We start from the raw sequence: 26,715 nt of genomic DNA, 5'->3' as shown, positions 1-26,715 counted from the left end.
CGGAGGTTCACCACGAATCACACGAATGAGCACGAATGAGAAAAAGTAGAAGAGGAATTGAACCACGGAGAACACGGAGGAAGACAGGGAAAGTCAGAGGGATTGAAGGATGGGAGTGAAGTCCTTGTTTCTCTGCGGTTTCTGACGAATTCCATCTTCTCTTCTTCCGTGTACTCCGTGGTGAACTCATCTTCCTTCTGATTCGTGCTCATTCGTGTGATTCGTGGTTGCACGTCTTCCAACGAAAACGCCGCTTCAGGCAAACGTCTGAAGCGGCGCGGTGGATCTCCAGCGAACAAGGCCGTTCGTTATTTCGCGAACTCGATCACGCGGGTTTCGCGGAGGACCGAGACCTTCACTTCGCCGGGATACGTCAGGTTCTGCTCGATCGCCGTCGCCAGGTCGCGGGCGAGCTTGGCGGCTTCGCGGTCGTTGATCTGGTCCGGATTGACGATCACGCGGATCTCGCGGCCGGCCTGTACGGCGAAGGCCTGGTCGACGCCCGGGAAGCCGACGGCGAGGGCTTCGAGCTCTTCCAGACGTCGGACGTATTTTTCCAGGGACTCCCGGCGGGCGCCGGGACGGGAGGCGCTGCAGGCGTCGGCGGCGGCAACGAGGACCGTGTAGATATAGTCCACGCGAATGTCGTCGTGGTGGCCCAGAGCGGCGTGGACGACTTCGGCTTTCTCGCCGTAACGCTTCAGCAGTTCGGCGCCGACGGCAGGGTGGCCCCCTTCCATTTCGTGGTCGGCTGCCTTGCCGATGTCATGCAGAAAGCCGCAGCGGCGGGCCAGCGTACCGTTGAGGCCGAGCTGCTCGGCCATCAATCCCGTCAGGTGGGCGACTTCGATCGAGTGGCGGAGGACGTTCTGGCTGTAGCTGGTCCGGAACTGCAGCCGGCCGATCAGCTCGATGATCTTCTCGTGCAGGTTCGGGACGCCCGCTTCCTGGGCGGCTTCCGCGCCGACCTTGGCGATGTTGGAATCCATTTCCTTCTGCGTTTCCGCGACGACTTCATCGATCCGCGTCGGATGGATGCGACCGTCCTGAATCAGCTTCGTCAGGGCCAGTCGGGCGGTTTCCCGGCGGACGCTGTCGAAGGCGGAGACGACTACGACACCGGGAGTGTCATCGACGATGACGTCGACGCCGGTGGCCTTTTCGAAGGCCCGGATATTCCGGCCTTCGCGGCCGATGATCCGGCCTTTCATTTCGTCGCTGGGGATGTCGATCGTCGAGACGGTGGTCTCGGAGGTGTGGGCCGAGGCGTAGCGCTGGATCGCCATGCCGACGATTTCGCGGGCGAGCTTTTCGCTCTGCTGCTTGAGCTCGCTCTCCCGTTTCATGATCAGCGCGCCGGTTTCGCTCTTCAGCTCGCGTTCGAGCTGGGAGAGGAGCATGTCGGTCGCGGTTTTCTGGTCGAGGCCGGCGATCTTATAGAGCTGCTCCTGTTCCTGCTTGAGGACGCGGTCGAGCTCTTTTTCCTTCGCTTCGATCGAGCGGGTGCGGTCCGTCAGCTTCTGCTGAGTCGTTTCGAGCATCCGCTCTTTTTTCGCGATGTCTTCCTGCACTTCTTCCAGGGTGGACTCGCGCTTGTCGAGGTGCCGTTCGTGATTCCGCAGCTCTTCGCGGGTCGCGTTCAGTTCCTTCTCGGCGGCTTCGCGCCGGCGCAGGACTTCTTCCTTCGCTTGGAGCTCGCCTGTCTTGCGGACGCTCTCGGCGTCGCGTTCCGCCTGTTGCAGGATTTCGTCGCGGCTCTTATAGGCCGCGCCGCGAATCACTCGTTCGGCGAAAAAGCCCGCGAGTGCACCGATGACGAGGCCGACCAGCGGCCCCAGAAGATCGCCCATGATTTCCCCCTGTCACATCCGATTGGCTGTCGTCCCCGCTGCTTGCGCAACGATTCCATGACGGCCGCAACGCAACCGCCATGCTGGACCCGCACCAATCCTGCCGACCGTCGATCGAAAAGGGATCGCAGTCGTCTGGCGGAGGAGGGAATTCGGCGAAACAATCAGACGGGAAACCAGCAGGGCTGACCGGGGAACCCCGGCTGCCCGGAGACATCGCGAAAAGCGAGACCGATCCGCAGGCCGCCCGGCGGAGCCGGTTGACCGCGGGCGGAAGGCCGCCGCGAGGAAACAGGCCGTGTCATGCCGACGGACCGGCTGCTGACGTCGTCGCTGAAGACAGCGGAACGTGCCTCGGAGGTGACTGCGGCGCGCAGCACTCCGATCAGCAGTCGGAACCAGACGAACATCACATTGCCGAGGAAGGGAAACATCCTGGCTGATCCGTAGGACAGTTACGTCGAACTGTGGCCGACCAGCGATTCCCCGTCGGGCGGGAAGGGCCGGTCAGCCACCTCTGCCACAGGTTGGAGCGCGTCCGAAGGACTCGACCCAGTTTGTCCTGTACCGCAGTCAGCGATGCCAAGTTCAAACCGGGCATAGCTTTTCTGCACGAACTACTCATAGTATCAAGCAGTGGTGAAGCTGCAAGGTCCACGCCGCCAAGGACTGGCGTCTGCATGTCGGGAGGTCTCGTGCTGACGGCAGTGTTGGAGCATTCGCTGCGATTGCACGGAGGGCTCGGCCAGCGGGTTCTGGTCGCGGTGTCGGGGGGAGCCGACAGCGTCTCCCTGTTGCGGGCGAGCGTCGAAATTTCAGCCCGCTGCGGACTGACGACGGTCGCCGCACACTTCGATCACGGCCTGCGCGGTCCGGAATCGACAGCCGACGCCATCTGGGTGCAGGAACTGGCTCAAAGCCTCGGAATTGACTGCCAGGTTGGCCGGGCCGATGCCGCTCCATTGGACGTCGTCACGGGGGTGGAGGAACGAGCCCGGAACCTGCGGTATGCCTTCCTGCGGCAGGTCGCCGAACAGGAACAGTGTCCGCTGGTCCTGACGGCGCACACCGCCGACGACCAGGCGGAAACCGTCCTCCACCACCTTCTCCGCGGGACCGGCTGGGCCGGGCTCCGCGGGATCCCCCCGGAGCGACGGCTGACGGAGACCATCCGGCTGATCCGCCCCCTTCTCGCCGTCAGCCGGGAAGATGTCTTCGCCTATCTGGCGGAGTTGGGACAGGAATTTCGCGTCGATTCTTCAAACGCCGACGTCTCCCTGACTCGCAATTCGCTCCGGCGTGAGATCCTCCCCCTCCTGCGGGAGCGATTTAACCCGCGCGTCTCCGAAGCCCTCTGCAGCCTGTCGGAACTGGCCGCGGAAACCGACGCTTGCCTGGGGGAACTTGCTGAGCAGTTTCTCGCGGAATCCCTGCTGGAATCCTCCGCGGATCGCGTGACCCTCGACCTGGAGCGGCTGCGCGCCAGTCCGGAACTGCTGCTGCGAGAGCTGTTACGCCGTTTGTGGGTCCGGCAGGGCTGGTCGCGACAGGATCTGGGGCGAAAGCAATTGCAGCGGACGGCCGCAGCGATCCGGGCCGGCGGCGCCGTCGATGCGTTCGATCTACCCGGCGGGGTGCGGGCCACGGGTCGGGGCGGCGTCCTGCAATTGCAGCGCAATGCGGGCAAACCCTCCGGTTCGGGCGTGGAAAACCCCTGAGTTCGTCGATACGATACGCTCCTCTCGCGTCGTTCGACTCTCCATTCTCCACACCGAAACCACGACTTTTGACTGAGGGAGCCTCCGCATGAGTGCAGAGACAGTGCGTTCCGACGGGCCGATTGCGCCCAACGCCTACCGGCTGCTCTGGGCCGGTTTTATGGCCATTCTGGCCGCAGGCGTCGGGTACTCCGTCCGCGGAGGCATCCTGGGTCAGTGGGCGACGCAATTCGGTTTCACCATGACCGAGCTCGGCACGATCACCGGCGGCGGCCTGACCGGCTTCGGCATCGTGATCATCCTCAGCTCGCTCGTGGCGGATAAAATCGGCTACGGCAAGTTGATGATCTCCGCCTTTCTGCTGCACATGCTCTCCGCCGGTCTGACGCTCGCCGCTCCGATGGCATACGCCTCCGGCGGAAAGTCGGCGGCGTTCGACTGCCTGTTCTGGGGCATGTTCCTGTTCGCCGTCGGCAACGGGTTGTGCGAAGCGGTCGTCAATCCGCTGACCGCCACGCTGTTCCCCAAGAACAAAGCCCACTACCTCAACATCCTGCACGCCGGCTGGCCTGCGGGGCTGGTGATCGGCGGCCTCGCGTCGTTCTTCATGGCGGGAACGAAAAACGATGCAGGCGAGTTCACCGTGCAGCCGGTCGACTGGAAGATCCAGATGTCACTGTTCCTCGTGCCGGTCATTTTCTATGGCGGCATGTTGCTGGGGCAGAAGTTCCCCAAGTCGGAAGCCGAATCGGCCGGCGTGACGCTGGGCCAGATGATCGGCCAGCTCTTCGCCCCGCTGATGCTCGTCCTGCTGTTGATTCATGCCATGGTCGGCTATGTCGAACTTGGCACCGATTCCTGGATCGCCAAGATTACCGGCGCGATCATGGGGAGCCCGGCCTCCGGGTTGGCGCTCTTCGTCTATACGTCGCTGCTGATGTTCCTGCTGCGATTCGTCGCCGGCCCGATCGTGCACCGGATCTCGCCGCTGGGGCTGCTGTTCGTCAGCGGCGTTCTGGGAGCGACGGGACTGACGCTGCTCGGAAACGCCGAGGGGGTCGCGATGTGTGTCATCGCCGCCACTGTGTACGCACTGGGTAAGACGTTCCTCTGGCCGACAATGCTGGCGGTCGTTTCGGAGCAGTTCCCGCGCGGCGGGGCGGTCTCGATCGGGATGCTCGGCGGCGTCGGAATGCTGTCCGCCGGTCTGCTGGGTGGCCCGGCGATTGGGTTCCAGCAGGATCACTATGCATCGCAGCAGTTGAAGGGAGTGTCTCCGGAGGCATTCGATCGCTATAAGGCGGCCACGGAAAGCCAGTTCATCGTCTTCAAGACCGTCGGTCTGGACGGTGCTAAGGTCGGGGTGGTGGAGGATGGTGGCAAGGAGCTGGCGCGAGCCGGAGAGCTGCTGGCCAGCGAAAAGAAAGAAGACAAGAATCACGCGGAACTGGCGGCGTGGTGGGGCGAGGCCAAGGCCACGGCCGGAGAGGACAAGAAACTGGTGCAGACGGCAGGCATTGACGGCGGCAAGGCGGCTCTCCGTCAGACGGCCTACGTCCCGGCCACGATGGCGGTGCTGTACCTGCTGCTGATTCTCTACTTCAAATCGATCGGCGGCTACAAGGCGGTGCATATCGACACACCGGAGTCGCTCGGCACCGGCGAGAGCTGAGCGGTCGCGACCGCCTTTCAACGGCGAACGATGAACGTCAGGCCCGGCGCCATTCCGGAGGCGCCGGGCCTCGTCGTTTGCAGGGAGTCCTTGCGTCGATTGCCGCCGGGACCGGGCCGTTTGGCGGCCCGCGGCAACCGGGGAAAGAATCGCAACCCCGTTGCGGTTTACACGATTCGGGAATCGCGGTATATCTTCACGCCGTCCCGCCGCAGGCTCGTTTTGCGCCTGCCGAACAGGCATCCCCGCCGGGTGGGATCGAGGAATCAGAGACTGCAAACAGGGCGGAATCGGCCCCGGGCTTCCGAAGGAGTGCAGCGTGTCGCCGGTTGAAGAGAAAGTGATTGAAATCGTCAGCGAGCAGCTCAATATTCCCAAAGAGGATATTAAGCTGGAAAGCTCGTTTCAGGACGATCTGAAGGCCGATTCTCTCGACGTGGTCGAGCTGGTCATGGAATTCGAAGACGAATTCGAAGTCACCATTCCGGACGAAGATTACGAAAAAATCCGGACTGTGGGCGACGCCATCAAGTACATTCAGGAAAAGCAGTGACGGATGTCCAGACGAGTCGTCGTGACAGGGATGTCGGTCATCACCGCGCTCGGCTGTGAGCTGTCGGAGTTTTGGGAAAAACTCTGCGTCGGCAAGAGCGGTGTCAGTCGGCTGGAACGCTTTGACTGCTCTGACTTCAAAGTGAACTTCGGCGGGGAAATCAAGGATTTCAACCCCGACGAACACTTTGACGGTAAAGAAGCCAAGCGTCTCGACCGTTTCTGCCAGTTCGCGCTCGCGGCCGCTCAGAAAGCCGTGCAGCAGTCTGGGATCGATTTCTCCGCTTATCCCGATCCCTACCGGGCTGGTGTCATCATCGGCAGCGGCATCGGCGGGCTCAACGAAATCGAAGAGCAGCATACCAAGCTCTTCGATCGCGGGCCCAGCCGCGTCTCGCCGTTCATGATTCCCAAGCTGATGGTCAATGCGGCCAGCGGAAACGTCTCCGTCCACTGGGGGCTCAAGGGTCCCAGCACGGCCGTGGCGACGGCCTGCGCATCCGCCAGCAATGCGATCGGCGATGCGTTTCGCATGATCCAGTACGACGACGCGGACGTGATGATCTGCGGCGGCAGCGAAGCGGCGATTACTCCCATGGGGCTGTCCGGATTCGCCCGGATGAGCGCCCTGTCGACCCGAGTCGCGAGTCCCGAGACGGCGAGTCGTCCGTTTGATCGCGAGCGGGACGGTTTCGTGCTGTCGGAAGGGGCGGGAGTCGTGGTGCTCGAAGAGTACGAGCACGCGAAAAGCCGCAATGCGACAATCCTGGCGGAAGTCCTCGGATACGGCATGTCCTCGGACGGCAGTCATATGACGGCGCCCGATCCGCATGGCTCCGGGGCGGCGCGATCCATGCAGAATGCGCTGCGGGACGCAAAACTCTCCGTCGATCAAATTCAATACATCAACGCGCACGGCACGAGCACCCCCCTGGGGGACAAGGCCGAGACCGCAGCCATCAAACGCGTTTTTGAATCCGAAGCGAAGCGGCTGGCGGTGTCGAGCACGAAGAGTCAGCTCGGGCATCTGCTGGGAGCCTCGGGCGGCGTCGAGTTCGTGATCTCCGTGCAGGCGCTGCTGCACCAGGTGGCGCCGCCGACGATCAATCTGCGGAACCCCGATCCCGATTGCGATCTCGACTATGTTCCGGACGAAGCACGACGCATGAAAGTCGATCGCGTGATGTCGAACAATTTCGGCTTCGGCGGCCACAACGCCTGCCTGATTATCGGCAAGGTCTAGGCGTCTCCAGGCGCGGGATGCAAGGTGAGGGACCCGGCGTTTGCGGCCGGGTTTTTTTCTGCGCCAACAGCGGCGACCGCAGAAAGGCGATCGCGAATTCGGGGTTGTCCGAATCCGGTTCGCCCTGTAATCTTTGCAAATCTCTCCCGTCGATGCGGCCGATGGAACGGCTTTCTCTGTTACGCGAGACAAGGACGTCCTGCGGTGTTCTTAACCCGCTCGATTCGACGTAAGCTGGTCGTCGTGCTGGCGCTCGTGATGCTCATGCTGAGCGTCCTGGTGATCGCGGGCGTGTTCGGCCTGCGCTCCTATCGCGAGCTGGTCCACGACATCGACAACGATCTGAGCGTCGCCACGCAGCGGGGCAATCTGATTGAAGCCGTGGGCGGGCTCGCCGGTCCGCTGCGACAGGGGCCGGATGAGACGCCGACCGCCGTCAACGCCATCTGGCGGGCGGAGGCCTGCTTCGGGCAGGCCGCGACCGTGCGGGAGGAGTTGCAGAAGTTTGTCGACCGGCTGGAACAGCTTCCCGCGGGTTCGATGGACCCTGGGCAGCAGGCGCTGCGAGCTCAATTGATCGCTCTGATCGGCGACGGTCTGCGGGGCTACGAACAGCTCTGCGGACCTCTTGCGGATCCGGCTCAGCACGACGCCGCACGGTTGGGGCTGCTGAATAAGGTCGCCGAACTGCATAAGTTCGCCGCATCGCTGCCGACGCCTCCCGGACTCTACTCCCGTCTGCGGGAGGCGCCTCGAATCTATAAATTTCTCCTCTGGCTGACGGTGGCCTGCAGCGCGGCTGCTTTGGTCGCATTCGCGCTCATGATCCGCTGGGGCTACCTCTGGGTCTTTCAACCGATCCGTCGGCTGCATCAGGGTGTCATGCGCGTCGCCCAGGGAGACTTCACTTACCGACTGAAACTCGTCGGCAAAGATGAGATGGCGGAGCTGGCCGAATCGTTCAACAAGATGGCGGCTCGCTTTCAGGAGATCAAAACCGGCCTGGACCGCGAGGTGCAGCAGCGCAGCCGCGAACTGGTGCGGTCGGAACGGCTCGCCGGAGTCGGGTTCTTGTCGGCGGGAGTGGCTCACGAAATCAACAATCCCCTTTCGGCGATCGCCATGGCGGCGGAATCGCTCGAGAGCCGGCTGCTGGAAATGCCCGCAGATGCGTCCATCGCGGGGGACGATCGCGACCTGATGAGGAACTATCTGCAGATGATCCAGCGGGAGGCGTTCCGGTGTCAGCAGATCACGCGCAGGCTGCTCGACTTCTCGCGCGGCCAGGATGCGCCGCGGAGCGAGCAGGACCTGGCGCGGATTATCGCCGACGTGGTCGACATGGTCGGGCACATGAGCAAGTTCCGCGGTCACGATGTCGTGTTCGATCGCGGCCGGTCCTGTCGGGCCGTCGTCAACGGCGCGGAGCTGAAACAGGTGATTCTGAATCTGACGGCCAACGCGCTGGAGTCGATGGAGGGACACGGACGGCTGGAGATTACGGCCGAGGAGCACGCCGACGAAGTCGTGCTGACATTCGTCGACAGCGGATGCGGCATGACGGCTCACGTCCAGGAGAATCTGTTCGAGCCGTTCTTCACGGAACGAGCTTCGGGCCGGGGAACGGGATTGGGGCTGTCGATCAGTCATCGGATCGTCGCCGAACACGGCGGACGGATTCAGGCCGCCAGCGAAGGGCCGGGCAAGGGAAGTACATTCCGGGTGCATCTGCCTCGTCGGGCGGCGGCATCCCGGGAGTCGACGAATCAGGAGCGAGCGCGGATTCATGCCGCGTGAAGACGTTGCCGGTCTGTGGAGTTTGTGTTATCAACCGCGGGCCTTCTGCAAGTGAATTGACCTTCTTTTAGAGATGCGTCGGCCTGGCGGCAGGGAAGCTGCCGGGTTGGGCAAGGAGACGCCCCTTTGACCGCTGCCTCATCTCAGAAATTGCGCGTGCTGTTCGTCGACGATGAGTCGGCGATCCGCGACGTGATGAAGATTGAACTCCCCCGGATGGGGCACGACGTCGTGCTTTGCGAGGACGGTCAGGCCGCGCTCAAAGCGCTCGAACGGCAGACGTTCGATGCTGCGATCGTGGACTTGAGAATGCCCGGCCTGAGCGGCTGGGACGTGATCGACCACATCAAGAAGGTTTCGCCCGAAACCGAAGTCATCATCAGCACCGGTCACGGCGATCTGGAGGCCGCGATCCAGGCGATCCGGCGCGGAGCCTACGACTTCCTGCCGAAGCCCTGCAAGCTGTTCGAGATTTCGGCGGTCCTGAAGCGGATTGCCGAGAAGCGCAACCTGACAAACAAGACAATTGCCCTCGAAGCCCGTCTGAAGGCGGTGGAAGGCTCTCCCGATCTGATCGGGAACACGCCTTCGATGCTGCGGGTGAAGTCTCTGATTGAGAAGATCGCGCCGACCGATTCCAGCGTGCTGATCCAGGGAGAGACGGGGACGGGCAAGGAACTGGTGGCCCGCCGGATTCACGATTTGAGCAGTCGCGCCGCCATGCCGTTTGTGGCGATCAATTGCGGCGCCCTGCCGGATAATCTCGTCGAGAGCGAATTGTTCGGGCATCGCAAAGGGGCCTTTACCGGTGCGGATACGCCGCGCAAAGGTCTCATCGAAGTGGCCAACGGCGGGACGTTGTTCCTCGACGAGTTCGGCGAGCTCGACAAGAACATGCAGGTGAAGCTGCTGCGGTTTCTGGAATCGGGCGAGATCCGCCGCGTCGGCGAGAACGAAGCCTTCCATGCGGACGTGCGGGTGGTCTGCGCCACCAACCGCGACTTGCAGGACATGGTCCGCGAAGGAAGCTTTCGCGAAGATCTGTACTTTCGGACGAACACTTTCGAAATCCGGCTGCCCCCGCTTCGCGAACGGCGGGAAGACATTCCGGATCTGGCGCGGACTCTGATCGCGCGCTATCTGAAGCGCCGCGACGTCCCCGAATCGGTGCTCGCTCCCGAAACCGTTGCCGTTCTGCAACAACACTCGTGGGCCGGGAATGTCCGTGAACTGGCGAACGCTCTGGAACATGCGGCGATCATGTCGGACGACAAGGTGATCCGCCCGGAAGATCTGCCGGCCAGCATCCTGCGCGGGGGCCAGGGAGGCGCCGTGGTGACCGAGTCGATTCTGTTGCCGAAGCAGGCATTGACTCTTCGCGAGATCGAGATGGATGTGATCTACAAAGTGCTCGACAAGCACCAGGGGGATAAGCCAAAGGCGGCTGCGGAACTCGGGATCGCGCTCAAAACGCTCTACAACAAGCTCAACTCCGACCAGGGGCGCGTGGCCGGTTAGGCCTTGCGCCTCAGGCGGTTACGGTCTGCGGCGGCCGTGGTTCTCGGTCTGCGGCCGCCGGTTTTGCAAGTGTGCAGTGGAAGCTGGGAGCTGCGAACATCTTCCGCCGGAAATCGCACAATTCAGACTGAATGTCTGTAAGCATGGCCGCACCGAATGGGAGAATTTTCCAAAAAATCTGGAATTCTCCCCGAATGCATGACCGCTTTTGACGCCGATCGACGTATTCACCGGTGGCGAAATCCGACTTACCCTTTTGTCTGCGTGGGGCCGCATGGGCTCAGTGGGATGGGTGCGGGAGACAACTCTCGTTCATGAGCCACACGCAGGATTTCGCCTTTTCATTCAAACTTGGTCGGTTGCCACGATTCGGTCCGAGACGCGGTGATCGGGGGAACCGAAGCCTCTCGCAAAGCCGTCGAAGCGTTCTCTGCGAAACGAAAACGGGCAACGAAAAAGCCGACGAAAGGCTGCAGAGCCTTTCGTCGGCCGTTGACTGACGCACGTCGAAAGAGCGTGCGGCAAATTCGATGGTCCGGAAACTAGTACTGGCGAATAACGCCGAGAACGATACCCAGAACTTGGACGTTGTTGCTGAAGATGGGGCGCATGCCCTTGTTCCGCGGCTCCAGGCGGACGCGATGCGTCTCGCGATAGAACCGCTTCAGCGTGGCTTCTTCGCCTTCGACGAGGGCGACGACAATGTCGCCGTCGCGGGCGTCGGTCTGCTTGCGGACGACCACGTAATCGCCTTCGGCGATCTGGTCGTCGATCATCGACTCGCCCTTCACCCGCAGGCAGAAGTGATCGTCCGAGTTGAACAGGCCGCTGAAATCGACCCGTTCTTCCTGCTGGAGCGCCAGCACGGGCTGCCCGGCGGCGATCTGTCCGGCCAGTGGCAGGGCTGTCCGCGGCTGCGGCGGATCGCAAAGCTGAATCGCTCGTGACATGTGGGATTCACGAGTGATAAGGCCCTTCTTCTCAAGGGCCTTCAGGTGGCACATCACGCCATTCGGGCTCCGGATGCCGAAGTGCAAGCCGATTTCCCGCACGGTGGGTCCGTAGCCACGATTGACGATCTTGTCTCGAAGGAAGTCGTAGATCTCCCTTTGGCGCAAGGTCAGCGCCGGCTTGTTGCTGTACATCAACGTCCCTTTCTGCGAAGCCTGTGAATTCGCCCGCTCGTCATGGTGAGCGCTATGTTCCCCAGCGGTGGGCATTTGGGATGGAGGCCGCCGGGGAACTGTGCGGAAACACTCCGCACTGGAAAACACTGATATACGAGAGTCTATACTGACGCGCATGTTGGGCAAGTGCTGCAAGGCAAAATTCTGAAAAATCTTTCGAAAATATCGCCAGAACGCGAGATGTGGAGCGCCGGCAGCGTTTTTCAGGACTTTATTGCGTATTTCCGGGAAAAAAAGAGGGTCGCAACTCCGAAGAATTGCGACCCTGGTGGATCTGAGGAGATCGGCTGCGGGGCAGACAACGCAGTTGCAGTCGAAGTGTCTGTAAATGCACCTGCTGATCAAGTCTGAGCCGCGGCGCACATGGCAGTGGCCGTCAGTTCCGTTGTGGACCTTCAGTGCTCTTCGCGCTGGCGGGCTGGATGGAGCCGTCCTTGATCCCCTTCAGGTAAGGGAGCATGACGTCCCGCAGGCGCTGCTCGGCGTTGTCGGCCGTCAGAGCCGTCTCGACCACTTTGCCATACGGATCGACGAGCCACATCGCCGGCAAACGGTTAATGCCGTAGAACACCGCGACCGGTGAGTTCCAGCCGCGCTTATCCCGCTCGGTATGGAAGATCTGCGGCCACGTCAGGCCATGTTCTTCGACAAACTTATCGAGGGCTCCTTCAGTCTCATCCAGGCTGACGCCGACGACAACGAGGTATTTTTTATACGTCTCGGCGATCGCCTGAATCTTCGGGAGATCTTCGGCGAACTGCGGCACGTGGCTGGCCCAGAAGACCACCAGCACCGCCTTGTCCTTATGGTCCTCGACGGTGAAGAAGCTTCCTTCGGGCGTCGGCCCCGCGATCTGGGCCGGCTGGCCGATCGCGTCCAGACGGCGGAAGACGCCGGCAAGCTGTTCGACTTCGGGGGCTTGCGGGAAACGACTCTTGATCAGACCGTAGCACGAACGAGCTTCTTCCGTCAGGCCGTTCATGTCGCAGCTCTTCGCGGCGGAGATCAGATAGGGAACCGCTCGGGCCTGATCATTGGGGAACCGCGTCGCGTAGACCTGCGCATGGCGCGAGAATGCGACGAGCCAGGCGGGCTCGTCCAGTCCGTTCTGCAGCGCGAAGTGATGCGCGAGCGTCACGAGTGCGAACGCCGCCTGCGAAGCGGCTTCGGACTCCGGCGCGTTCTTGTAGAAATCGTCGGCAAGCGTTTCGAGGGCTTTCACATCGGCGGCGTTGCCGAGCTTGGCGAGCTGCAGGCGGGTGTCGACGAGGTGGTGGACGGCGGCCTTGTAGATCTGCTGTCGTTTTTCGTCGCCGTGCGTGCGGGCGATCGCTTCCTCGGCCAGCTTGATGATCTCTTCGTTTCGTTCGCGGCGGATCTGCTTCTGCTGATCAATCTCCGCTTTCAGCTTCGCCTGAGCTTCTTCGCCCTCACCCGACTCGGCAATCGGCGGGAGCGGCTGGATTTTTACTGCCAGGATCTGCCGGATCAGCCATTCCGGACTCCCCTTCTCGGGTTCGCTGACGACCAGTTCCGCGGCGGCGCGGGCATCGTCGGCGTCGTTGGAGTTCTCTTCGTCCTCCGCCATCGCCGGCTCGGCCGAATCGCCGAACAGTTGTTCGGCGAGGGGGTTCTGTGCGATCGGGGCCGGTTCGGCGAGAGTTGCGCCGGCGCCGGCATCAGCTTCGGCAGCCGCCGGCGGTTGCGACTGGCCGCAGCCTGCCAGGAAGGAGACGGCGAATGCGAGCACCAGCCCGGCGGTAAGTCGATGAAAACCAGAAACAGGGAGCATGACCTCTCCATCCTTTGAGAGACCGCGGGCGAACAGCCGAATGGACCCCCGGGAGTCGCATGCACCCCGGCTGACGCAAATCGGGTTGTATAAGAAAGATCGAAGGTGCAGCAAGACGAGATCGGCAGTTTCTGCCGCGCGAAAGTCACGACGACGAAATGAAATGCGCAGTCCCGGCGTCCGCAACCCGCCCTGAAATGCAGCAAGGCCGCGGCAGTGGGCCGCGGCCTTGGGAAATGGGCGGTCGGCAGATCAGCAACTACTTGGCCGCCGTCTGTCCCTGGCGGAGCAGGCCGACGTAGTCGAGGCTGATCCGCAGGATTTCGTCGTTGTAGGCGGTTTTGGGATAAATCGGACCCTGGCCCCGCTTCGTCTCGCGTTCCTCTTCTTCTTTCTCCGCCTCGTTGGCCGCCTTGTCGGCGTCCCGCTCGGCGCGGAGCTTGTCTTCGTTGAGCCAGACGAACTTGCGGGTCTTGCGGTCGAGATATCGCTGAATGTCCTTCTGGATCTTGCCGAACTCGGCGTCCGCGGCGACGCGCTTCTGGCTGGCGTCGCGAAGGCCGGCGACGATCCCCTGGCTCACCACATCGTACATCACGTGCGGAGCTGGGGTGATGCGGTCGAACGCCAGGGCGTTGTCGAGGAACGATTCGCCGAGGTCCATGTGGTCGAGGATCGAGGGGAGGGCGATGTCGGATTCGACGCCCCGATTCTGAGTGCTGTCGCCGTTGATGCGGTAGAACTGGTTGATGGTCAGCTTGAGTGCGCCGCGGTTCTGGTTGTTGAGCAGACGGAACATCTGGCTGCTGACCGGCATGACGTTCTGGACGGTCCCTTTGCCGTGGGTGGTGTGGTCGCCGATGACGATGCCGCGCTGGTAGTCCTTGATCGCCCCCGCAAAGATCTCGGAGGCGGAGGCGGAGAGCCGGTTGCAGAGGACGATCAGCGGGCCGCCGTAGGCGACCCCGGACTGGGTGTCGTCATTGCTGCGGATCTTGCCGTTCTGCTCCTTGACGAGGACGACGGGGCCCTGATCGACAAAGAGCCCGGTGACTTCGATGGCTTCCTGCAGGGCGCCCCCCCCGTTGCCGCGGAGGTCGATGACGACGGCGTCGACGCCCCCCTGTTTTTCAAAGTCTTTCAGGACGGCGAGGACGTCGCGGGCAGTGCTCTTGAAGTCGTCTTCACCCTGCTGGGCGCCGGCGAAATCGCGGTAGAAGGAGGGGATGTTGATCACGCCGAGCTTGCCCGTGGCGCCGGGAATGCGGTCGGAGGCCGGGATGATCTCCCCCTTGACCTCGGACGACTTGAGCTCGATTTTCTGTCGCGTCAGTTCGTAGACGACCGTCTCGCCGCTTTCCGTCAGGACGCGGAGGCGGACTTTGGTGCCGCCAGGCCCGCGGATCAGGCGGACGACGCGGCTGAGCTTCATTTCGATGATGTCGACAAAATCCCCGTCCTCCTGGCCGACGGCGACGATCTTGTCTTTGACCTTCAGGCGACCGTCCTTCTCGGCGCCGCCGCCGGCGACGATCTCGGCGACGACGGTGTAGCCGTCCTCGCTGCGAAGCGCCGCGCCGATCCCGTCGAGACTGAGCCGCATCTGGATCTGGAAATCCTCCAGAGTCTGAGGCGACATGTAGCTGGAGTGGGGATCGAAGCAGTGGGCCATTGCCGAAAGATAGATTTCGACGACTTCGTTCGGTTCGGTTGAATGAGCCGATTTTTTCAACGTGTCGTAGCGTTTGTGCAACCGCTTGCGCGCTTCTTCGATCGGCGTGTCGTCGAGTTTCAGCAGCAGCAGGTCGTACTTGATTCGCTTACGCCAGCGTTCGTTCAACTCGCTGGCCGAGGCCGCCCAGGTGGCCGCTTCGCCGTCGACGGACATCGTTTCGTCGAGCGTAAAATCGTGCGGAGCGTCGATCAGCATGTGGGCGACGACAACCCGTTCGTCCATCCGCTTCAGATAGACATTGAAGAACAGGTCCTGGGCGAAGTCGAGGTTGCCGATGCGAATGAGGTCGTCGAGCTGGTCGCGGAACTTGGAGACGGCCTCAATGTCCGACTCCAGAAAGTAGAGCTTCTGGGGATCGAGGTCTTTCAGCATCCGCTTCAGAAGCATCGCCGAAATGCGGTCATCCAGCGGTTTCTGGCTGATGTGGGACCGCGTGATCATCTCGGTGACGAGCTTGGCGGTCATCTGCTCCGCGGGGGCTGTCGTCCCGGCCTGCTGGGCGAAGATGGTGGTTCCGACCAGCAGAGCCACGCAGGCGGTGAGGATGGTCATGGTCCGGAAGGATGGACGCAGCAGCATGGGTGGGTCCCGTCACTGGAAGAAAGACGGAGTGCGGCAGAGGGTTACGCCGATTGCACCGGCGGCGCGATATTAGCTGAACGCTCCGCATGTGACAAGACGGGGCGGAGCCCGCAGCCTCACCGGCTCAACCGCTACTTCTGCTACGACGGTTCATGGAAGACTGCTGGTGGATTTCCCGATGATTCGTGATTTCACCGGGCGGAATGCAGCCGCGACCGACTTCACCCGGGCCTGCGACGGCATCCCTGCGACGAATCCGCAACGGTCGCTGAAGGCTGGCAGGACGAGGACGAAGGCCAAAGGCCTTGCGGGAAATCCAGATTCTTTCAGGAGAGTCGGACGGACTGTCGGTGGGTTCCGTCGTGAACGTGCAACTGGTTGCGTCCCGCCGTCCGAGACCGTGTCAGGCCATCGCGGGCTCGATCCAGCACGAGGGCCGCCGGTTCGCCCGGGAGGGCTGCGCTGAAGCCAAAGCTGGCGGTGACCAGAATCTCCGGCGCCTCATCGTCGATGCGAAACCGATGTTCCCGGATTGCGGCTCGAATCTGCTGGGCCTGGCGGATTGCGTCCAGCGGCCACCGGGCCGGCATCAGAATCGCAATCTGGTCTCGATCAAGTCTGCAGACGAGGTCGTTCTCGACGACGGAGCGGACCACCAGACCGGCGAGACGGTTCCGGAGTTTGTCGACGCCGTCGGCCCCCACGCGAAATCGGAGCTGATCGGCTTTGTCGATTTGCAGCAACAACAGGCCGGACGGCTGAGACGAGCGGGCCCCTGCTTCCAGCAACTGGTTCAGATTCGCCTGGAACGTCGTTTCGTCCGGCAGGCTGGTGACCGGGTCGACCGGCGTCCGGATCCATTCGAGTCGAATCGCCTTCGAGGACTTGCGGTTCTTCTCTTCGGCGGAGCGCATGCTTCCGGAAAGGTCGTTCAGCACGCCGGTCAGCTCTTCCCGGACCGTATCGAAGTGCATGATTTGGGCGGCGGGAAGCCGGTTCAGCGCGGCGGTCGTGAGGAGCTGGCAGGCCTGTTGCGATCGTTCCAGGTCTTTCAGAACGCGGTCGCAGAGCTGCTCGACCCGGCTGTGCGCCCGGCGGAGCGCCCACTGCTGGAGCCAAGGGGAAGCCATCAGACCCGAGACGAATCCCGTTGCGACGGCGACCCCCAGGGCGACGACGATCGCTCCCCAGAGGAAGGCTGAATCGGCGACGGGCTCCGCGGCAAGGACAACGAACATCGACGGATCTCGCGAACGCTGAGAGGCGGGCGTCCGGCCCGGATGCGAGCCTCAAGATGCGCCACCTGCAACTCTAGTTCATGGTCGACACCGCGGCGGCGGCCCGATGCGGAATTCTCGAGGGCAGCCGATGGGGGATTCGAGAACTACGGACGGACGGCTGAGGGAGTGAACTTGAGGGAATCGACGAGCTCGCGGTCATGTGTGCCGAGGCGTTCCACCAGGGCCGTATCGCAGGAGAACAACAGCGAGACCTGTCTCCCCGAGGGATCGGCGCAGAAGTAATAGATCCAGGTGATCGGGCGGCCCTCGACGGCGCCCGTCGCGACCGCCCGGCAGACGTACCGGCCATCCCGAGTTTCCACGCGTGCGGGAGTTTCGAGCGTTTTCAGTTTGTCGCCCAATGACCGGCGAATGTCGGCCTCAAACTCTTTTTCCGAGGTGTGCCCGCCGGGCGGTGCGGATGGAATCGGGGCCAGATTGCACTGCGCGACGAATGTCCCCTGATCGAGCAGGCGGAAGATGGCGACTTTGTCGTTCTGGTGGAAGAGATGCCAATCGCGGGCATGCAGAATGGTCAGATTCCAGGGAGAGTCGAAGCGGACCAGCGACGAGGCCTGGGGGAGTTCCGCGGTGGCCTGATCGACCACCTTACTGTCGCCGAGCCTTCCCGGAGCTTTCGCAACGCCGCGGAGCGCGCGAATTCGTGCTGAGACTTCGAGTCCGGGACTGACAACGCCGATCGACCGGTTCTCGGATTGCGTGAAGTCCCAGGCGACGATCGAACGCTGATCGAGGCGATAGTCGAGAGTCCCTTTGAGCGTGACTTTGGATGTCGCTCCTTCGACGGCCCCCTCGATTTCCCCCTCCACCGAAATCTTTGCGACGCCGTCGGTAACTTTGTCGAGTTTGCAGGTGCACTGGGATGTCGTTGCGGCGTCGAGACTGGTGAGCGCCTGGAAAACCCAGCTTTCCGGGTGCCACGTTTCCCCCTCGGCCACTTCCCGCCCCGGCAGCAGCCGTGGAAGGAGCAGGCTATCGCAGGGGACGCGGACGAGGTCCATTTCGGAGGCGGTCATGGGGCCGCCGAGACTGTAGATTTCCACGCCGAAGGACCGGCCCTGGGCGACCGTGAGCTTCAGGGCGTCGGGAAGTTTCAGGCCAGGCGTTTTCGTCCCGCCGACGGAAATTTCGGAATTGGAGACTTCGTAGTCGCGGACTGTCCGCAGAGCTTCCGCGTCCCGTCCCGGTCCGACCACGCGTCGCTCGCGGTACGAGATCGATGCCGCAACCGCGAGATCGAGGGACTGCGGCTGGTTCTCGGCATCGAGTGTGGAGAGTTTTCCATTGACGTCAACGCGGAAACCAACGCCGAAGACCCGGAGGTCGTCCAGCGGCTCATCCAGCAGGTACTTCGGAGCATCCTCGGCCCGGACGGGATTCGACGGATCGGCGGGCAGCGCGACGAGCAGGAGTCCGAAGAGCGCCAGCGACGAGATACGCATTGGGGGGCATCCTTGCATTCGCGAAAACCGACCACCTCCGGCGGCGGGCAGCAGTTTGCGTCAGGCGATCGCCGCGGTCTGCGACGACGAGCGAAGAGCAACGGCCGGGGCTGCTCCCTGCAGGCGGGCCAGTTCTCGGGCGGATCTCGTCAGCCCTGCGACATCCAGGCCGAGGTCTTCCAGCAGTTCTTCACGCTCGCCGTGTTCGATGAAGCGATCGGGAATTCCCAGGCAGCGAACGTGGTCCGCCGTCTGGCCGGCCGCTGCAGCCGCTTCCAGAACCGCGGAGCCGAAACCGCCGGCAATCGCCCCTTCTTCAACGGTCAGAATACAGGCGGAAGACTCCAGCGCGTGCAATATGGCGGCCGTATCGAGCGGTTTGGCAAAACGGGCGTTGATCACGCCGAAGTCCCAGCCCTCGCGCCGCAGAGCTTCGGCCGCCTGGACGCAACTGGCGAACAGGGAGCCGAAGGCAATGAGCGTGCCGTCGCGACCGGTCCGCCAGACCTCGGCCCGACCGAGTTCGATGGGCTGCTCGGAGCGGGTCACGGTTTCGACGTTGGCTTTCGGGTAGCGGATTGAGCAGGGACCGGTGAAAGTGAGCGCGAAATCGAGCATCGGTGCGACATCGCGTTCGTCGCCCGGGGCCATGACCACCATATTGGGGAAGACCCGCATGTAGGTCGTATCGAACACGCCGTGGTGCGTCTGGCCGTCGGGACCGGCGAGTCCGCCTCGATCCATGCAGAACGTGACGGGCAGGTTCTGCAGGGCGACTTCCTGGAAGATGTGGTCGAAGCTGCGCTGCAGGAACGTGCTGTAGATGTCGACGATCGGTCGCATGCCGGACTTGGCCATGCCGCCGGCGAAGGCGACTGTGTGGCCTTCGCAGATGCCGGTGTCGAAGAAACGCTCCGGAAAGTCGTTACGGACGCGGCTGAGCTTGTTGCCTTCGCACATGGCGGCGGTGAGGACGCAGACTTTCGCGTCGCGCTCCATGCTGTCGTAGATCGCGTCGCTCATTGCGTTCGTATAGGCCCGTCCCGACGTCTTACGAACGGAAACGACTTCGGCCCGGCCGTTGCGGGAGATCGGCGGCGGGGCGTGGAAGAGAACCGGATCTTCGCACGCGGGAGGGAAACCGTGTCCCTTCTGCGTCAGCACGTGAAGCAGGATCGGGCCTTCGACATCCTTCACCAACTCCAGAGATTTGCGCAAGCCCACCAGGTCGTGGCCATCGACCGGTCCGATGTAGCGGAAGCCGAGCTCCTCGAAGAGCATGCCGCCGTGCAAAAAGCCCTTCACAGCGTCCTTCAACTGGGAGAGCGTCTGCTGGGCGCTTTCTCCGACGACCGGCAGCCTGTTCAGAAACCAGGAAACGTCTCGTTTCAGGCCGTTGTAGAACGGCGCCACGCGGGCTTTATCGAGGTAACGGGCCAGCCCGCCAACTCGCGGGCAGATGCCCATCTTGTTGTCATTGAGAATGACCAGCAGGTCTTTCTTCAGTTCGGCGGCGTTGTTCATCGCCTCGAAAACGACTCCCGAGGGGAGGGCGCCGTCGCCGATGACCGCGACCGCCCGGCGTTTTTCACCGCCCAGCAGATCGTCGGCGGTCTTGAGACCGAGGACCGTCGAAATGCTGGATCCGGCATGGCCCGTCATGAACAGGTCGTACGGGCTTTCGTGAGGGTTGGGGTAACCCATCAGGCCGCCGCGCGTCCGAATCGAGCGGAACTGCGCATAGCGACCGGTGACGAGCTTGTGCGGATAAATCTGGTGGCCGGTATCCCAGATCAGGCGGTCTTTGGAGAAATCGAAGACCTGGTGCAGCGCGATGCAGAGTTCGACGACCCCCAGATTGCTGGCGAAGTGGGCGGACCGCTCCTGCACGAGACTGCAGAGGGCCTCGCGAATTTCGTCCGCGAGCTTCAGGAGCTGCTGATCGGACATTCCGCGCAAATCGGCCGGCGACTGGATTTGCGGCAGGAGCTCGAAGTCCATCAGTGATCCCTTTCCCGAATGAATTCCGCCAGACTCTGCAGGCGGCGTCCACGTTCACCAAACTGCCGCGCGCGACGACACGCCTCTTCGACCAGCGCGTCCGCCCGGCGCTCGCTTTCTTCGACGCCCAGCAGAGCCGGGTAGGTCAACTTGCCGAGCGTGGCGTCCTTGCGGACTTGCTTACCCATTTTTTCCGGCGTACTGGAGACGTCCAGCAGGTCATCCGTAATCTGGAAGGCCAGACCAACACATTTTCCGTAGATTTCCAGATCCGCCATCTGATCCGTCGACGCTCCGGCGATCCTTCCTCCCAGTGTGAGGGCACTGCACAGGAGTCTGCCAGTCTTTCTACCGTGAATTCCCTCGAGTTCCGCGAGATCGCGGACCGGCTGATGTTCGGCTTCGATATCGACCACCTGTCCGCCGACCATGCCGCAACGACCGGAGGCGGAAGCCAGATCGAGACAGCAGGCGGCCGCAAGGGCGGGAGGCTGGATATCGCGGGCCATGACTTCGAAGGCGAGCGTCAGAAGGGCGTCGCCGGCGAGAATGGCGAGGGCCTCCCCGTAGACCACATGATTTGTCGGCCGTCCGCGGCGCAGATCATCGTCGTCCATCGCCGGAAGGTCGTCGTGGATCAGGGAGTAGGTATGCACCATTTCGAGGGCGCAGGCCGCGGGGAGCGCGGAGACAGGGTTGCCTCCGCAAGCTTCACAAGCGAGGAGAACAAGAACTGGCCGCAGCCGTTTTCCGCCAGCGAGCAGGCTGTAGGCCATCGCATCCTGGAGGCGCGACGGGCAGTCGTCAATCGGGGCGACGTAATCTACCAGCCGATCATTGATCAGCCGACGAAACGGGGCCAGATCTTCGTCGTGACTGCCTGAGGGGGCCGACATGGGCGTCGCTTCCATGCGAAGCTGGGGGATGCAAAATCACACCGCAGGCGCGGATCGAATCACGTAACGCTATTGCTCGCTGCAGGATACTATCGCGCGAAAGGGGCCGTCGGAAAGACCGATCGGCAAAATTTGCCGGTAGACTGGAGGGAATAGCGAATAGGGAATAGCTAGTCGCCAGACTAAAGAAGCTGATCGCGAATCGCCAGACAGACTCGAAGTCGCAGTAGAATTGGCGGCCCCGTCTTCCCTCCTCCACTTTTCTGGCTATTCCCTATTCGCCACTCGCTATTTTGACCCCGACTTGGCAGGCGGCGAGAAAAGCGTCGACGTCGAGCCATTCGTCGGCGGTATGAATGGCGTGCTGCCCGCAGCCGAGTGTGACCGTGGGGAATCCGTGGGCGTTCATCCAGTTGGCGTCGAGTCCGCCGTTGCTGATGCAGGTTTCGGGGGTCAAACCGGCTGCGCTGATCGCGGCTTCGGCCGCCTGCGCAACAGGTTCATTCGGGCTGATGCGGAATGATTCGTACTTCAGGTCCGCCTGAAACTCCACGCGCCCCGTTCGTCCGTTGTCCGTCTTGATCGCGCGTGCAGCGTTTTCGAAGGCCTTCTGGTAGGCGGCGACAATTTTCTTCCGGAAGAGCGGGTCGTGGCTGCGGATCTCGGCTTTGAGTTCGACGAGCGGCGTGACGACGTTGGTGGCGTCGCCTCCGGCGATGATTCCGACGTTACTTGCACCGCGATTCTTGCCTTTGACGATCAGCCCGTGCCAGCCGTTTTCGACGAGTTCGTTGATCGCGCGCGAGGCGATGGCGATCGCCGAGACGCCCTGTTCGGGATGGACCCCCGCGTGGGCGGGAATCCCTGCGATCCGGATGTCGACGCCATAGTCGCCGGTCGCCCCGAGGCAGATCATATAGGGTTCGCCGCCATCCCAGTTGAAGCAGAGCGCGGGCTTGCCGAGTTTGTTGGCGGAGACGAAGCGGGCGCCGTAGAGGCCGATTTCCTCCTGAACCGGAAAGAACAGCGTGAGCGGAGGATGCGGCAGCCCCCGCTGCAGGACTTCGAGTGCGGCCGTGAGCACGACCGCCACACCCGCCCGGTTGTCGCCCCCCAGACCGGTTCGGGGATCGGCCGAGCGAATTTTGCGGCCCTGCTGGCGGGGCCGGGAACCGACGCAAATTGGAACGGTGTCGACGTGCGCCATCAGGAGACGGCGCGGCCCGCGGACCGTGCCGGGGAGCTTAACAATCAGGTTGCCCGTCGCACCGCCGGCGGGCGAGCGGCGATGTGCGGTATCAAAGCTCATCGCCGCCGCAGGAACTCCGGCGTGCTGCAGATCCTGCGAGATCGCGGCGAGAATCTGCGTTTCTTCGCAGCTTTTGCCCGGGATCGCCATCAACCGGACGACGCGGTCAATGGCCTGCCGCGAATCCATCGAAATTGAGCCCACGCGGCTTCCTTACATTCGACAAGGAGTGCATTCACAAACTGCGGCGCGAACGGTGAGTCGAAGAATTCCAGCGAAACGCCCCGACAGGAATGTCCGGGCCACCTTTTCAGAGGAATTCTCTTCGGGTGGGACAGACATTCCTGTCTGTCTCCAATTCTTCAACAGACGGCTAGCGGTGCGCCGCTTCCCGGATTCGCCTGCAGTGATCCGAGACCGACGCAACAGGAGCGGCAGGCAAACACCTGCCGCTCCGTGCAAACGTGCGAGTCCTTGATGTTCAACGCTTTGCGGATGCCTGTTTTCCGCATCGACGATGGAGCCGCAGACTCGGATTCAGATACCGGCGGAAACCGGCAAGGGAAACCGCTCAGGCATCCTGCCGGGGGGATTCTGGCGAGTATCTTCGAGGGGCCTGAGATCAGGCCTTTGCCTTCCGGCCGCGCTTGGCTGCCGCCTTCGCCGGGGCTTTGGCAGCGGGCTTGGCGGCGGGGGCTTCCACGACGACTGGAGCAACTTCGACCGGCTTCTCCAGCGACTTCAGACGGTAGGTGCCGGTTTCCGCGTCGTGGAAGGCGTCTTTGAGGTTGTACAGGCACTGGTAGAGCACGTTGCGGAAGTTGGTGCTGTCCGACTTGTAGCCGCTGGCGAAAACGTGCTCGGTCAGTTCGGCGAGCGTATAGCCCTTCTTGCTTTTGGCCAGCAGCTCCTGCACGAGCTGGCGCAGCGAGACGGAATTCTGTCGGCGCGGCCCCTTGCCACGGCCGCTGACGGAAATCCGCTCGTTCCCCTGCAGTTGGCGGATTGCGGAGTCGATGCGATCAAGTTCCCGCTGAATCTTGCCGCGCTGTTCGAGCATGTTCTGCAGGATGGAACGGCGCGTTTCCAGGATCTTTTCCAGATCGGCGACGGTGAGTTGTTCCGCGGCTTTGGCCATGTTTGTGGGGGCTCCTCTTCAATCGATTGGACGGGGGATGGTGACGTTAAGTTCCGTCGAGTGTAAGAGATTAGACAGCAATGCTGCAGAGTTCAATCTTCAACCGTTGCCGGAACCGCCTGTTTCAACAGAGATTGCGGTCCTGTCTCTGACAGAAGGTCGGTCGCAGATCTGTGTGACACCTTATTCCGGACACCAATGTTGTAGATGGCATGTGATCGTTTGTGATCGCAGTCGGCGCCGCCTGACAGGTCCGGCCCCATTCCAATGTGGTTCCTGTCCCGCATCGAGCTGGACGTTCGCGTTCACGGTCATCCAACGGAGAAGGCCTGCAACCGCCGTGGCTGCAGGCCCTCCGTGTGAGTCCGTACGCGGCATCCGCCTTCGTCAGATGGTCAACTTTGAACGGTAGTATTCCAGACCGGCAGCCAGGGCTTCGTCGAGTTTCTCGGGGAGTTTGCCGCCGGCCTCCGCCAGATCGGGGCGTCCGCCACCCCCTCCGCCGGCCACTTTGGCCGCAGTCTTCACGCAATCCGATGCGTTGAGGCCGCGGGCGATCAGCGGCTTGCTGACCGCCGCCGAAAGTGCGACTTTTCCGTCACTGACCACTCCCAGGAGGACCGCCACATTGGGATCGCAGGCGCGCAGGTGGTCGATGAACTCCTTGAGGGCTTCGCGCGGAACGCCGTCGGCCCGATGGACGAGGACTTTGACGCCGTCGATGACCGGGGCGGCGGCGACCAGTTCGCGGGCGTTGTCGGCCAGAGACTGAGCCGTAAACCTGGCCAGCTCGCGTCGGGCCTCGCGCAATTCCTCCTGCAGGGAGAGGATTTTGCGGGGCAGATCCTCGGGGTGGGGCGCCTTCAGCAGCGCCGCGGCTTCGCGGACGAGGGCGTCGGTTTCGCGCATGCGGGTCAGCGCTTTAGGACCGGTGAGGCAGGTGATCCGGCGAACGCCGGCAGCCACCAGCTCTTCCTTCAGCACGCGGCAGACGCCGACCTGTCCGGTATTGGCCAGGTGCGTGCCGCCGCAGAGTTCGAGGCTGAAGTCCCCCATGGTGACGACGCGGACCTTGTCGGGGTACTTTTCGCCGAACAGGGCCATTGCGCCGAGCTTCTTTGCTTCCGAAAGGGGTAGCGTCTGAATGTTGACGTCGGCGCCGTCGGAGATGCGGGCGTTGACGAGATCTTCGATCTGCAGCAGTTCTTCCGCGGTTAACTGTTTCGCGTGAGCGAAGTCGAACCGGAGTTGATCCTGTTCAACTTTAGAACCTCGTTGCGTCGCGTTTTCGCCCAGCGTCGTGCGGAGGGCGTAGTGGAGCAGGTGCGTCGCGGAGTGCGCCCGACGGATCCCTTCGCGACGCGGGGCGTCGACTTCCGCCAGCACCGTCAGCCCGGTGGTCAGCTTTCCGGACTTCAAATGACCGATGTGAACGATCAGGTCGCCGTTGCGCTGGGTGTCTTCGACCACAAATTCCGTGTCGAGCGTGAAAATCTGGCCGGTGTCGCCGACCTGCCCGCCCGCTTCGCCGTAGAACGGCGTCCTGTTCAGCACGACGCCGATCGGATCGGACGGGCCGGTCCGATCGAACGTGTCGACGAGCCGCTGATGGGCGATGATGCCGACGATTTTCGCTTCGGCCGACGTGGAATCGTAGCCGAGAAACTCCGTTCCGCCGCTCTTGCGGAGGGCGTCGAGCGGGCCTTCCGACATGACCGAATCGGCGAATGCGCCGCGGCCGCTGGCCTCTTTAGCGCGTTCGCGACAAACTTGGAAGCCTTCCATGTCGACGGTGAGCCCCTCCGCAGCGGCGAGGTTTTCGGTCAGCTCGATCAGGAATCCGTCGGTCTGGTGCAGATCGAAGGCCTCCTCGCCGCTGATCTGCGTTCGGTTCTGGCCCCGCGTCTGCTCCACGAGTTTGTGGAACTTGCTGACTCCCCGTTCGACCACGCCCAGGAACTGCCGTTCTTCGGCCGCAATCGCCGTACTGACGGTTTCGATGGTCTTCGTCAGCTCGGGGTAGGGGCCGCGCATCATTTCAGTGATGGCCGGCACGAGCTGATGCAGGCAGGGCTCCTGGCGGCCAAGTCGATAGGCCTCCATCGACGCCCGGCGGAGCAGCAGCCGGACGATGTAGTTCTCCTTCTCGTTGCCTGGCAGGCAGCCTTCGTGGATGGCGAATGTGCAGGCGCGGATGTGGTCCACGATGCGGCGGACCGGCCGGCCTTCGGGGGCGTGAAAGTCGTATTTGACTCCGACGATCTCGGCGGCGGCGTGGCAGAGGGGCTTGAGAATGTCGATCTCGAAGTTGCTGAGCACGCCCTGCAGAGTCGAGGCGCAGCGTTCGAGCCCCATGCCGGTGTCGATGTTCTGCTTGGGGAGCGGTCGGAGATTGTCGGGGGGCGCGCCGACGCGGTTGAACTGCGTGAAGACCAGATTCCAGATTTCGACCGTCTTCTGGCTGCCGGGCGGAAGGTAGTAGATTTCGCTGCAGGGACCGCAGACGCCGTCCGGGCCGTTGGTGGGGGAGCCCGCCGGCCAGAAGTTTTCGTATTCGTCATCGCGGCGGATGCGATCGGGGGGAAGGCCGACTTCCTTGTTCCAGATGTTGAAGGCTTCGTCGTCGTCCTTGTAGACGGTGACCGTCAGCCGGTCGGCTTCGAGTCCCAGCCACTTCTTGCTGGTCAGGAAGTCCCAGGCCCAGTGAATGGCTTCCTTCTTGAAGTAGTCGCCGAAGGAGAAATTCCCCAGCATTTCAAAGAATGTGTGGTGGTAGGCGGTTACGCCGACGTTCGAAATGTCGCCGGTCCGCAGGCACTTCTGGCAGGTCGTGGCTTTGGTGAATTCGAGCGGACCGATGCCGAGGAACTGATTCTTGAACTGGTTCATCCCGGCGGGGGTGAACAGGACCGTCGGGTCATCTTTGGGAACCAGCACGTCGCTGGGACGGCGGATGCAGCCCTTGGATTCGAAGAAACTGAGATACTTTTCGCGAAGCTCGTCGGTCTTCATGAGAGTTGGCTGCCATGCCGGAGGAGAAAA

18 protein-coding genes are annotated in these 26,715 nt (G+C 62.6%); 6 read left to right on the top strand and 12 right to left on the bottom strand.

The annotated features are described in order from the left end of the window. Positions 1 to 308: 308 nt before the first annotated feature. Together rny and SH412_RS16730 are read right to left on the bottom strand one after the other, a co-directional pair. Positions 309 to 1,850: a ribonuclease Y gene (gene rny / locus SH412_RS16735; RefSeq protein ID WP_336519163.1), complete on the bottom strand. Its 1,542-nt coding sequence runs from the start codon at positions 1,848 to 1,850 to the stop codon at positions 309 to 311. A 164-nt stretch (positions 1,851 to 2,014) separates the two neighbouring features. Then, entirely contained in the window at positions 2,015 to 2,284 is a 270-nt protein-coding gene (locus tag SH412_RS16730; protein WP_336519162.1) for a hypothetical protein, read from the bottom strand. Positions 2,285 to 2,530: 246 nt separating this feature from the next. Between SH412_RS16730 and tilS the strand changes: the two genes are divergently transcribed. From tilS to SH412_RS16700, 6 genes are all read left to right on the top strand, one after another. Then, a complete protein-coding gene (tilS, locus tag SH412_RS16725; RefSeq protein WP_336519161.1) occupies positions 2,531 to 3,568 on the top strand; it encodes a tRNA lysidine(34) synthetase TilS in 1,038 nt (345 codons plus the stop codon). A gap of 88 nt (positions 3,569 to 3,656) precedes the next feature. Further along, a complete protein-coding gene (locus SH412_RS16720; RefSeq protein WP_336519160.1) occupies positions 3,657 to 5,240 on the top strand; it encodes an MFS transporter in 1,584 nt (527 codons plus the stop codon). Positions 5,241 to 5,559: 319 nt separating this feature from the next. Beyond that, complete coding sequence (gene acpP / locus SH412_RS16715; protein WP_336519159.1) at positions 5,560 to 5,793, top strand: acyl carrier protein; 234 nt, start codon at positions 5,560 to 5,562, stop codon at positions 5,791 to 5,793. A 3-nt stretch (positions 5,794 to 5,796) separates the two neighbouring features. Continuing rightward, positions 5,797 to 7,035, top strand: coding sequence for a beta-ketoacyl-ACP synthase II (fabF, locus tag SH412_RS16710; protein WP_336519158.1), 1,239 nt, complete (start codon positions 5,797 to 5,799; stop codon positions 7,033 to 7,035). A 204-nt stretch (positions 7,036 to 7,239) separates the two neighbouring features. Beyond that, positions 7,240 to 8,832, top strand: a complete 1,593-nt coding sequence (locus SH412_RS16705) for a sensor histidine kinase (RefSeq protein ID WP_336519157.1) — start codon at positions 7,240 to 7,242, stop codon at positions 8,830 to 8,832. A 126-nt stretch (positions 8,833 to 8,958) separates the two neighbouring features. Then, positions 8,959 to 10,350 carry a sigma-54-dependent transcriptional regulator gene (locus SH412_RS16700; protein ID WP_336519156.1) on the top strand — a complete coding sequence of 464 codons (1,392 nt, stop codon included), beginning with the start codon at positions 8,959 to 8,961 and terminating at the stop codon, positions 10,348 to 10,350. Positions 10,351 to 10,892: 542 nt separating this feature from the next. Here the strand turns inward: SH412_RS16700 and lexA are convergent. From lexA to alaS, 10 genes are all read right to left on the bottom strand, one after another. Then, positions 10,893 to 11,495, bottom strand: a complete 603-nt coding sequence (gene lexA / locus SH412_RS16695; RefSeq protein ID WP_336519155.1) for a transcriptional repressor LexA — start codon at positions 11,493 to 11,495, stop codon at positions 10,893 to 10,895. Between the two features lie 418 nt (positions 11,496 to 11,913). Next, a complete protein-coding gene (locus tag SH412_RS16690) occupies positions 11,914 to 13,329 on the bottom strand; it encodes a TlpA family protein disulfide reductase (protein WP_336519154.1) in 1,416 nt (471 codons plus the stop codon). 259 nt (positions 13,330 to 13,588) lie between these two features. Continuing rightward, on the bottom strand, positions 13,589 to 15,643 hold the full coding sequence (locus SH412_RS16685) for a carboxy terminal-processing peptidase (RefSeq protein WP_336519153.1): 2,055 nt from the start codon (positions 15,641 to 15,643) through the stop codon (positions 13,589 to 13,591). Positions 15,644 to 15,972: 329 nt separating this feature from the next. After that, positions 15,973 to 16,884, bottom strand: coding sequence for a GGDEF domain-containing protein (locus SH412_RS16680; RefSeq protein WP_336519152.1), 912 nt, complete (start codon positions 16,882 to 16,884; stop codon positions 15,973 to 15,975). 146 nt (positions 16,885 to 17,030) lie between these two features. Beyond that, positions 17,031 to 18,389, bottom strand: a complete 1,359-nt coding sequence (locus SH412_RS16675) for a hypothetical protein (protein ID WP_336519151.1) — start codon at positions 18,387 to 18,389, stop codon at positions 17,031 to 17,033. Between the two features lie 60 nt (positions 18,390 to 18,449). Further along, entirely contained in the window at positions 18,450 to 20,390 is a 1,941-nt protein-coding gene (gene dxs / locus SH412_RS16670) for a 1-deoxy-D-xylulose-5-phosphate synthase (RefSeq protein WP_336519150.1), read from the bottom strand. After that, positions 20,390 to 21,286 (bottom strand): polyprenyl synthetase family protein, encoded by an 897-nt coding sequence (locus tag SH412_RS16665; protein ID WP_336519149.1) that lies wholly within the window; start codon positions 21,284 to 21,286, stop codon positions 20,390 to 20,392. Before SH412_RS16665 ends, dxs begins: the two co-directional genes overlap by 1 nt. Before the next feature lie 274 nt (positions 21,287 to 21,560). After that, positions 21,561 to 22,739 (bottom strand): M20/M25/M40 family metallo-hydrolase, encoded by a 1,179-nt coding sequence (locus tag SH412_RS16660; RefSeq protein WP_336519148.1) that lies wholly within the window; start codon positions 22,737 to 22,739, stop codon positions 21,561 to 21,563. Between the two features lie 418 nt (positions 22,740 to 23,157). After that, positions 23,158 to 23,673 (bottom strand): hypothetical protein, encoded by a 516-nt coding sequence (locus tag SH412_RS16655; RefSeq protein ID WP_336519147.1) that lies wholly within the window; start codon positions 23,671 to 23,673, stop codon positions 23,158 to 23,160. A 387-nt stretch (positions 23,674 to 24,060) separates the two neighbouring features. Next, positions 24,061 to 26,685, bottom strand: a complete 2,625-nt coding sequence (gene alaS / locus SH412_RS16650) for an alanine--tRNA ligase (protein WP_336519146.1) — start codon at positions 26,683 to 26,685, stop codon at positions 24,061 to 24,063. Positions 26,686 to 26,715: the final 30 nt, after the last annotated feature.

Origin of the sequence: Planctellipticum variicoloris, assembly GCF_030622045.1 — a bacterium.
Lineage (GTDB): Bacteria > Planctomycetota > Planctomycetia > Planctomycetales > Planctomycetaceae > Planctellipticum > Planctellipticum variicoloris.
The sequence above is the reverse complement of the archived record's forward strand: the minus strand, read 5'-3'. Positions and strand labels throughout refer to the sequence as shown.

Excerpts from the sequence above, each read along its gene's own strand:
- rny (WP_336519163.1), bottom strand. The coding sequence starts at position 1,850 with ATGGGCGATCTTCTGGGGCCGCTGGTCGGCCTCGTCATCGGTGCACTC.
- SH412_RS16730 (WP_336519162.1), bottom strand. The coding sequence starts at position 2,284 with ATGTTTCCCTTCCTCGGCAATGTGATGTTCGTCTGGTTCCGACTGCTG.
- tilS (WP_336519161.1), top strand. The coding sequence starts at position 2,531 with ATGTCGGGAGGTCTCGTGCTGACGGCAGTGTTGGAGCATTCGCTGCGA.
- SH412_RS16720 (WP_336519160.1), top strand. The coding sequence starts at position 3,657 with ATGAGTGCAGAGACAGTGCGTTCCGACGGGCCGATTGCGCCCAACGCC.
- fabF (WP_336519158.1), top strand. The coding sequence starts at position 5,797 with ATGTCCAGACGAGTCGTCGTGACAGGGATGTCGGTCATCACCGCGCTC.
- lexA (WP_336519155.1), bottom strand. The coding sequence starts at position 11,495 with ATGTACAGCAACAAGCCGGCGCTGACCTTGCGCCAAAGGGAGATCTAC.
- SH412_RS16690 (WP_336519154.1), bottom strand. The coding sequence starts at position 13,329 with ATGCTCCCTGTTTCTGGTTTTCATCGACTTACCGCCGGGCTGGTGCTC.
- SH412_RS16685 (WP_336519153.1), bottom strand. The coding sequence starts at position 15,643 with ATGCTGCTGCGTCCATCCTTCCGGACCATGACCATCCTCACCGCCTGC.
- SH412_RS16680 (WP_336519152.1), bottom strand. The coding sequence starts at position 16,884 with ATGTTCGTTGTCCTTGCCGCGGAGCCCGTCGCCGATTCAGCCTTCCTC.
- SH412_RS16675 (WP_336519151.1), bottom strand. The coding sequence starts at position 18,389 with ATGCGTATCTCGTCGCTGGCGCTCTTCGGACTCCTGCTCGTCGCGCTG.
- dxs (WP_336519150.1), bottom strand. The coding sequence starts at position 20,390 with ATGGACTTCGAGCTCCTGCCGCAAATCCAGTCGCCGGCCGATTTGCGC.
- SH412_RS16665 (WP_336519149.1), bottom strand. The coding sequence starts at position 21,286 with ATGTCGGCCCCCTCAGGCAGTCACGACGAAGATCTGGCCCCGTTTCGT.
- SH412_RS16655 (WP_336519147.1), bottom strand. The coding sequence starts at position 23,673 with ATGGCCAAAGCCGCGGAACAACTCACCGTCGCCGATCTGGAAAAGATC.
- alaS (WP_336519146.1), bottom strand. The coding sequence starts at position 26,685 with ATGAAGACCGACGAGCTTCGCGAAAAGTATCTCAGTTTCTTCGAATCC.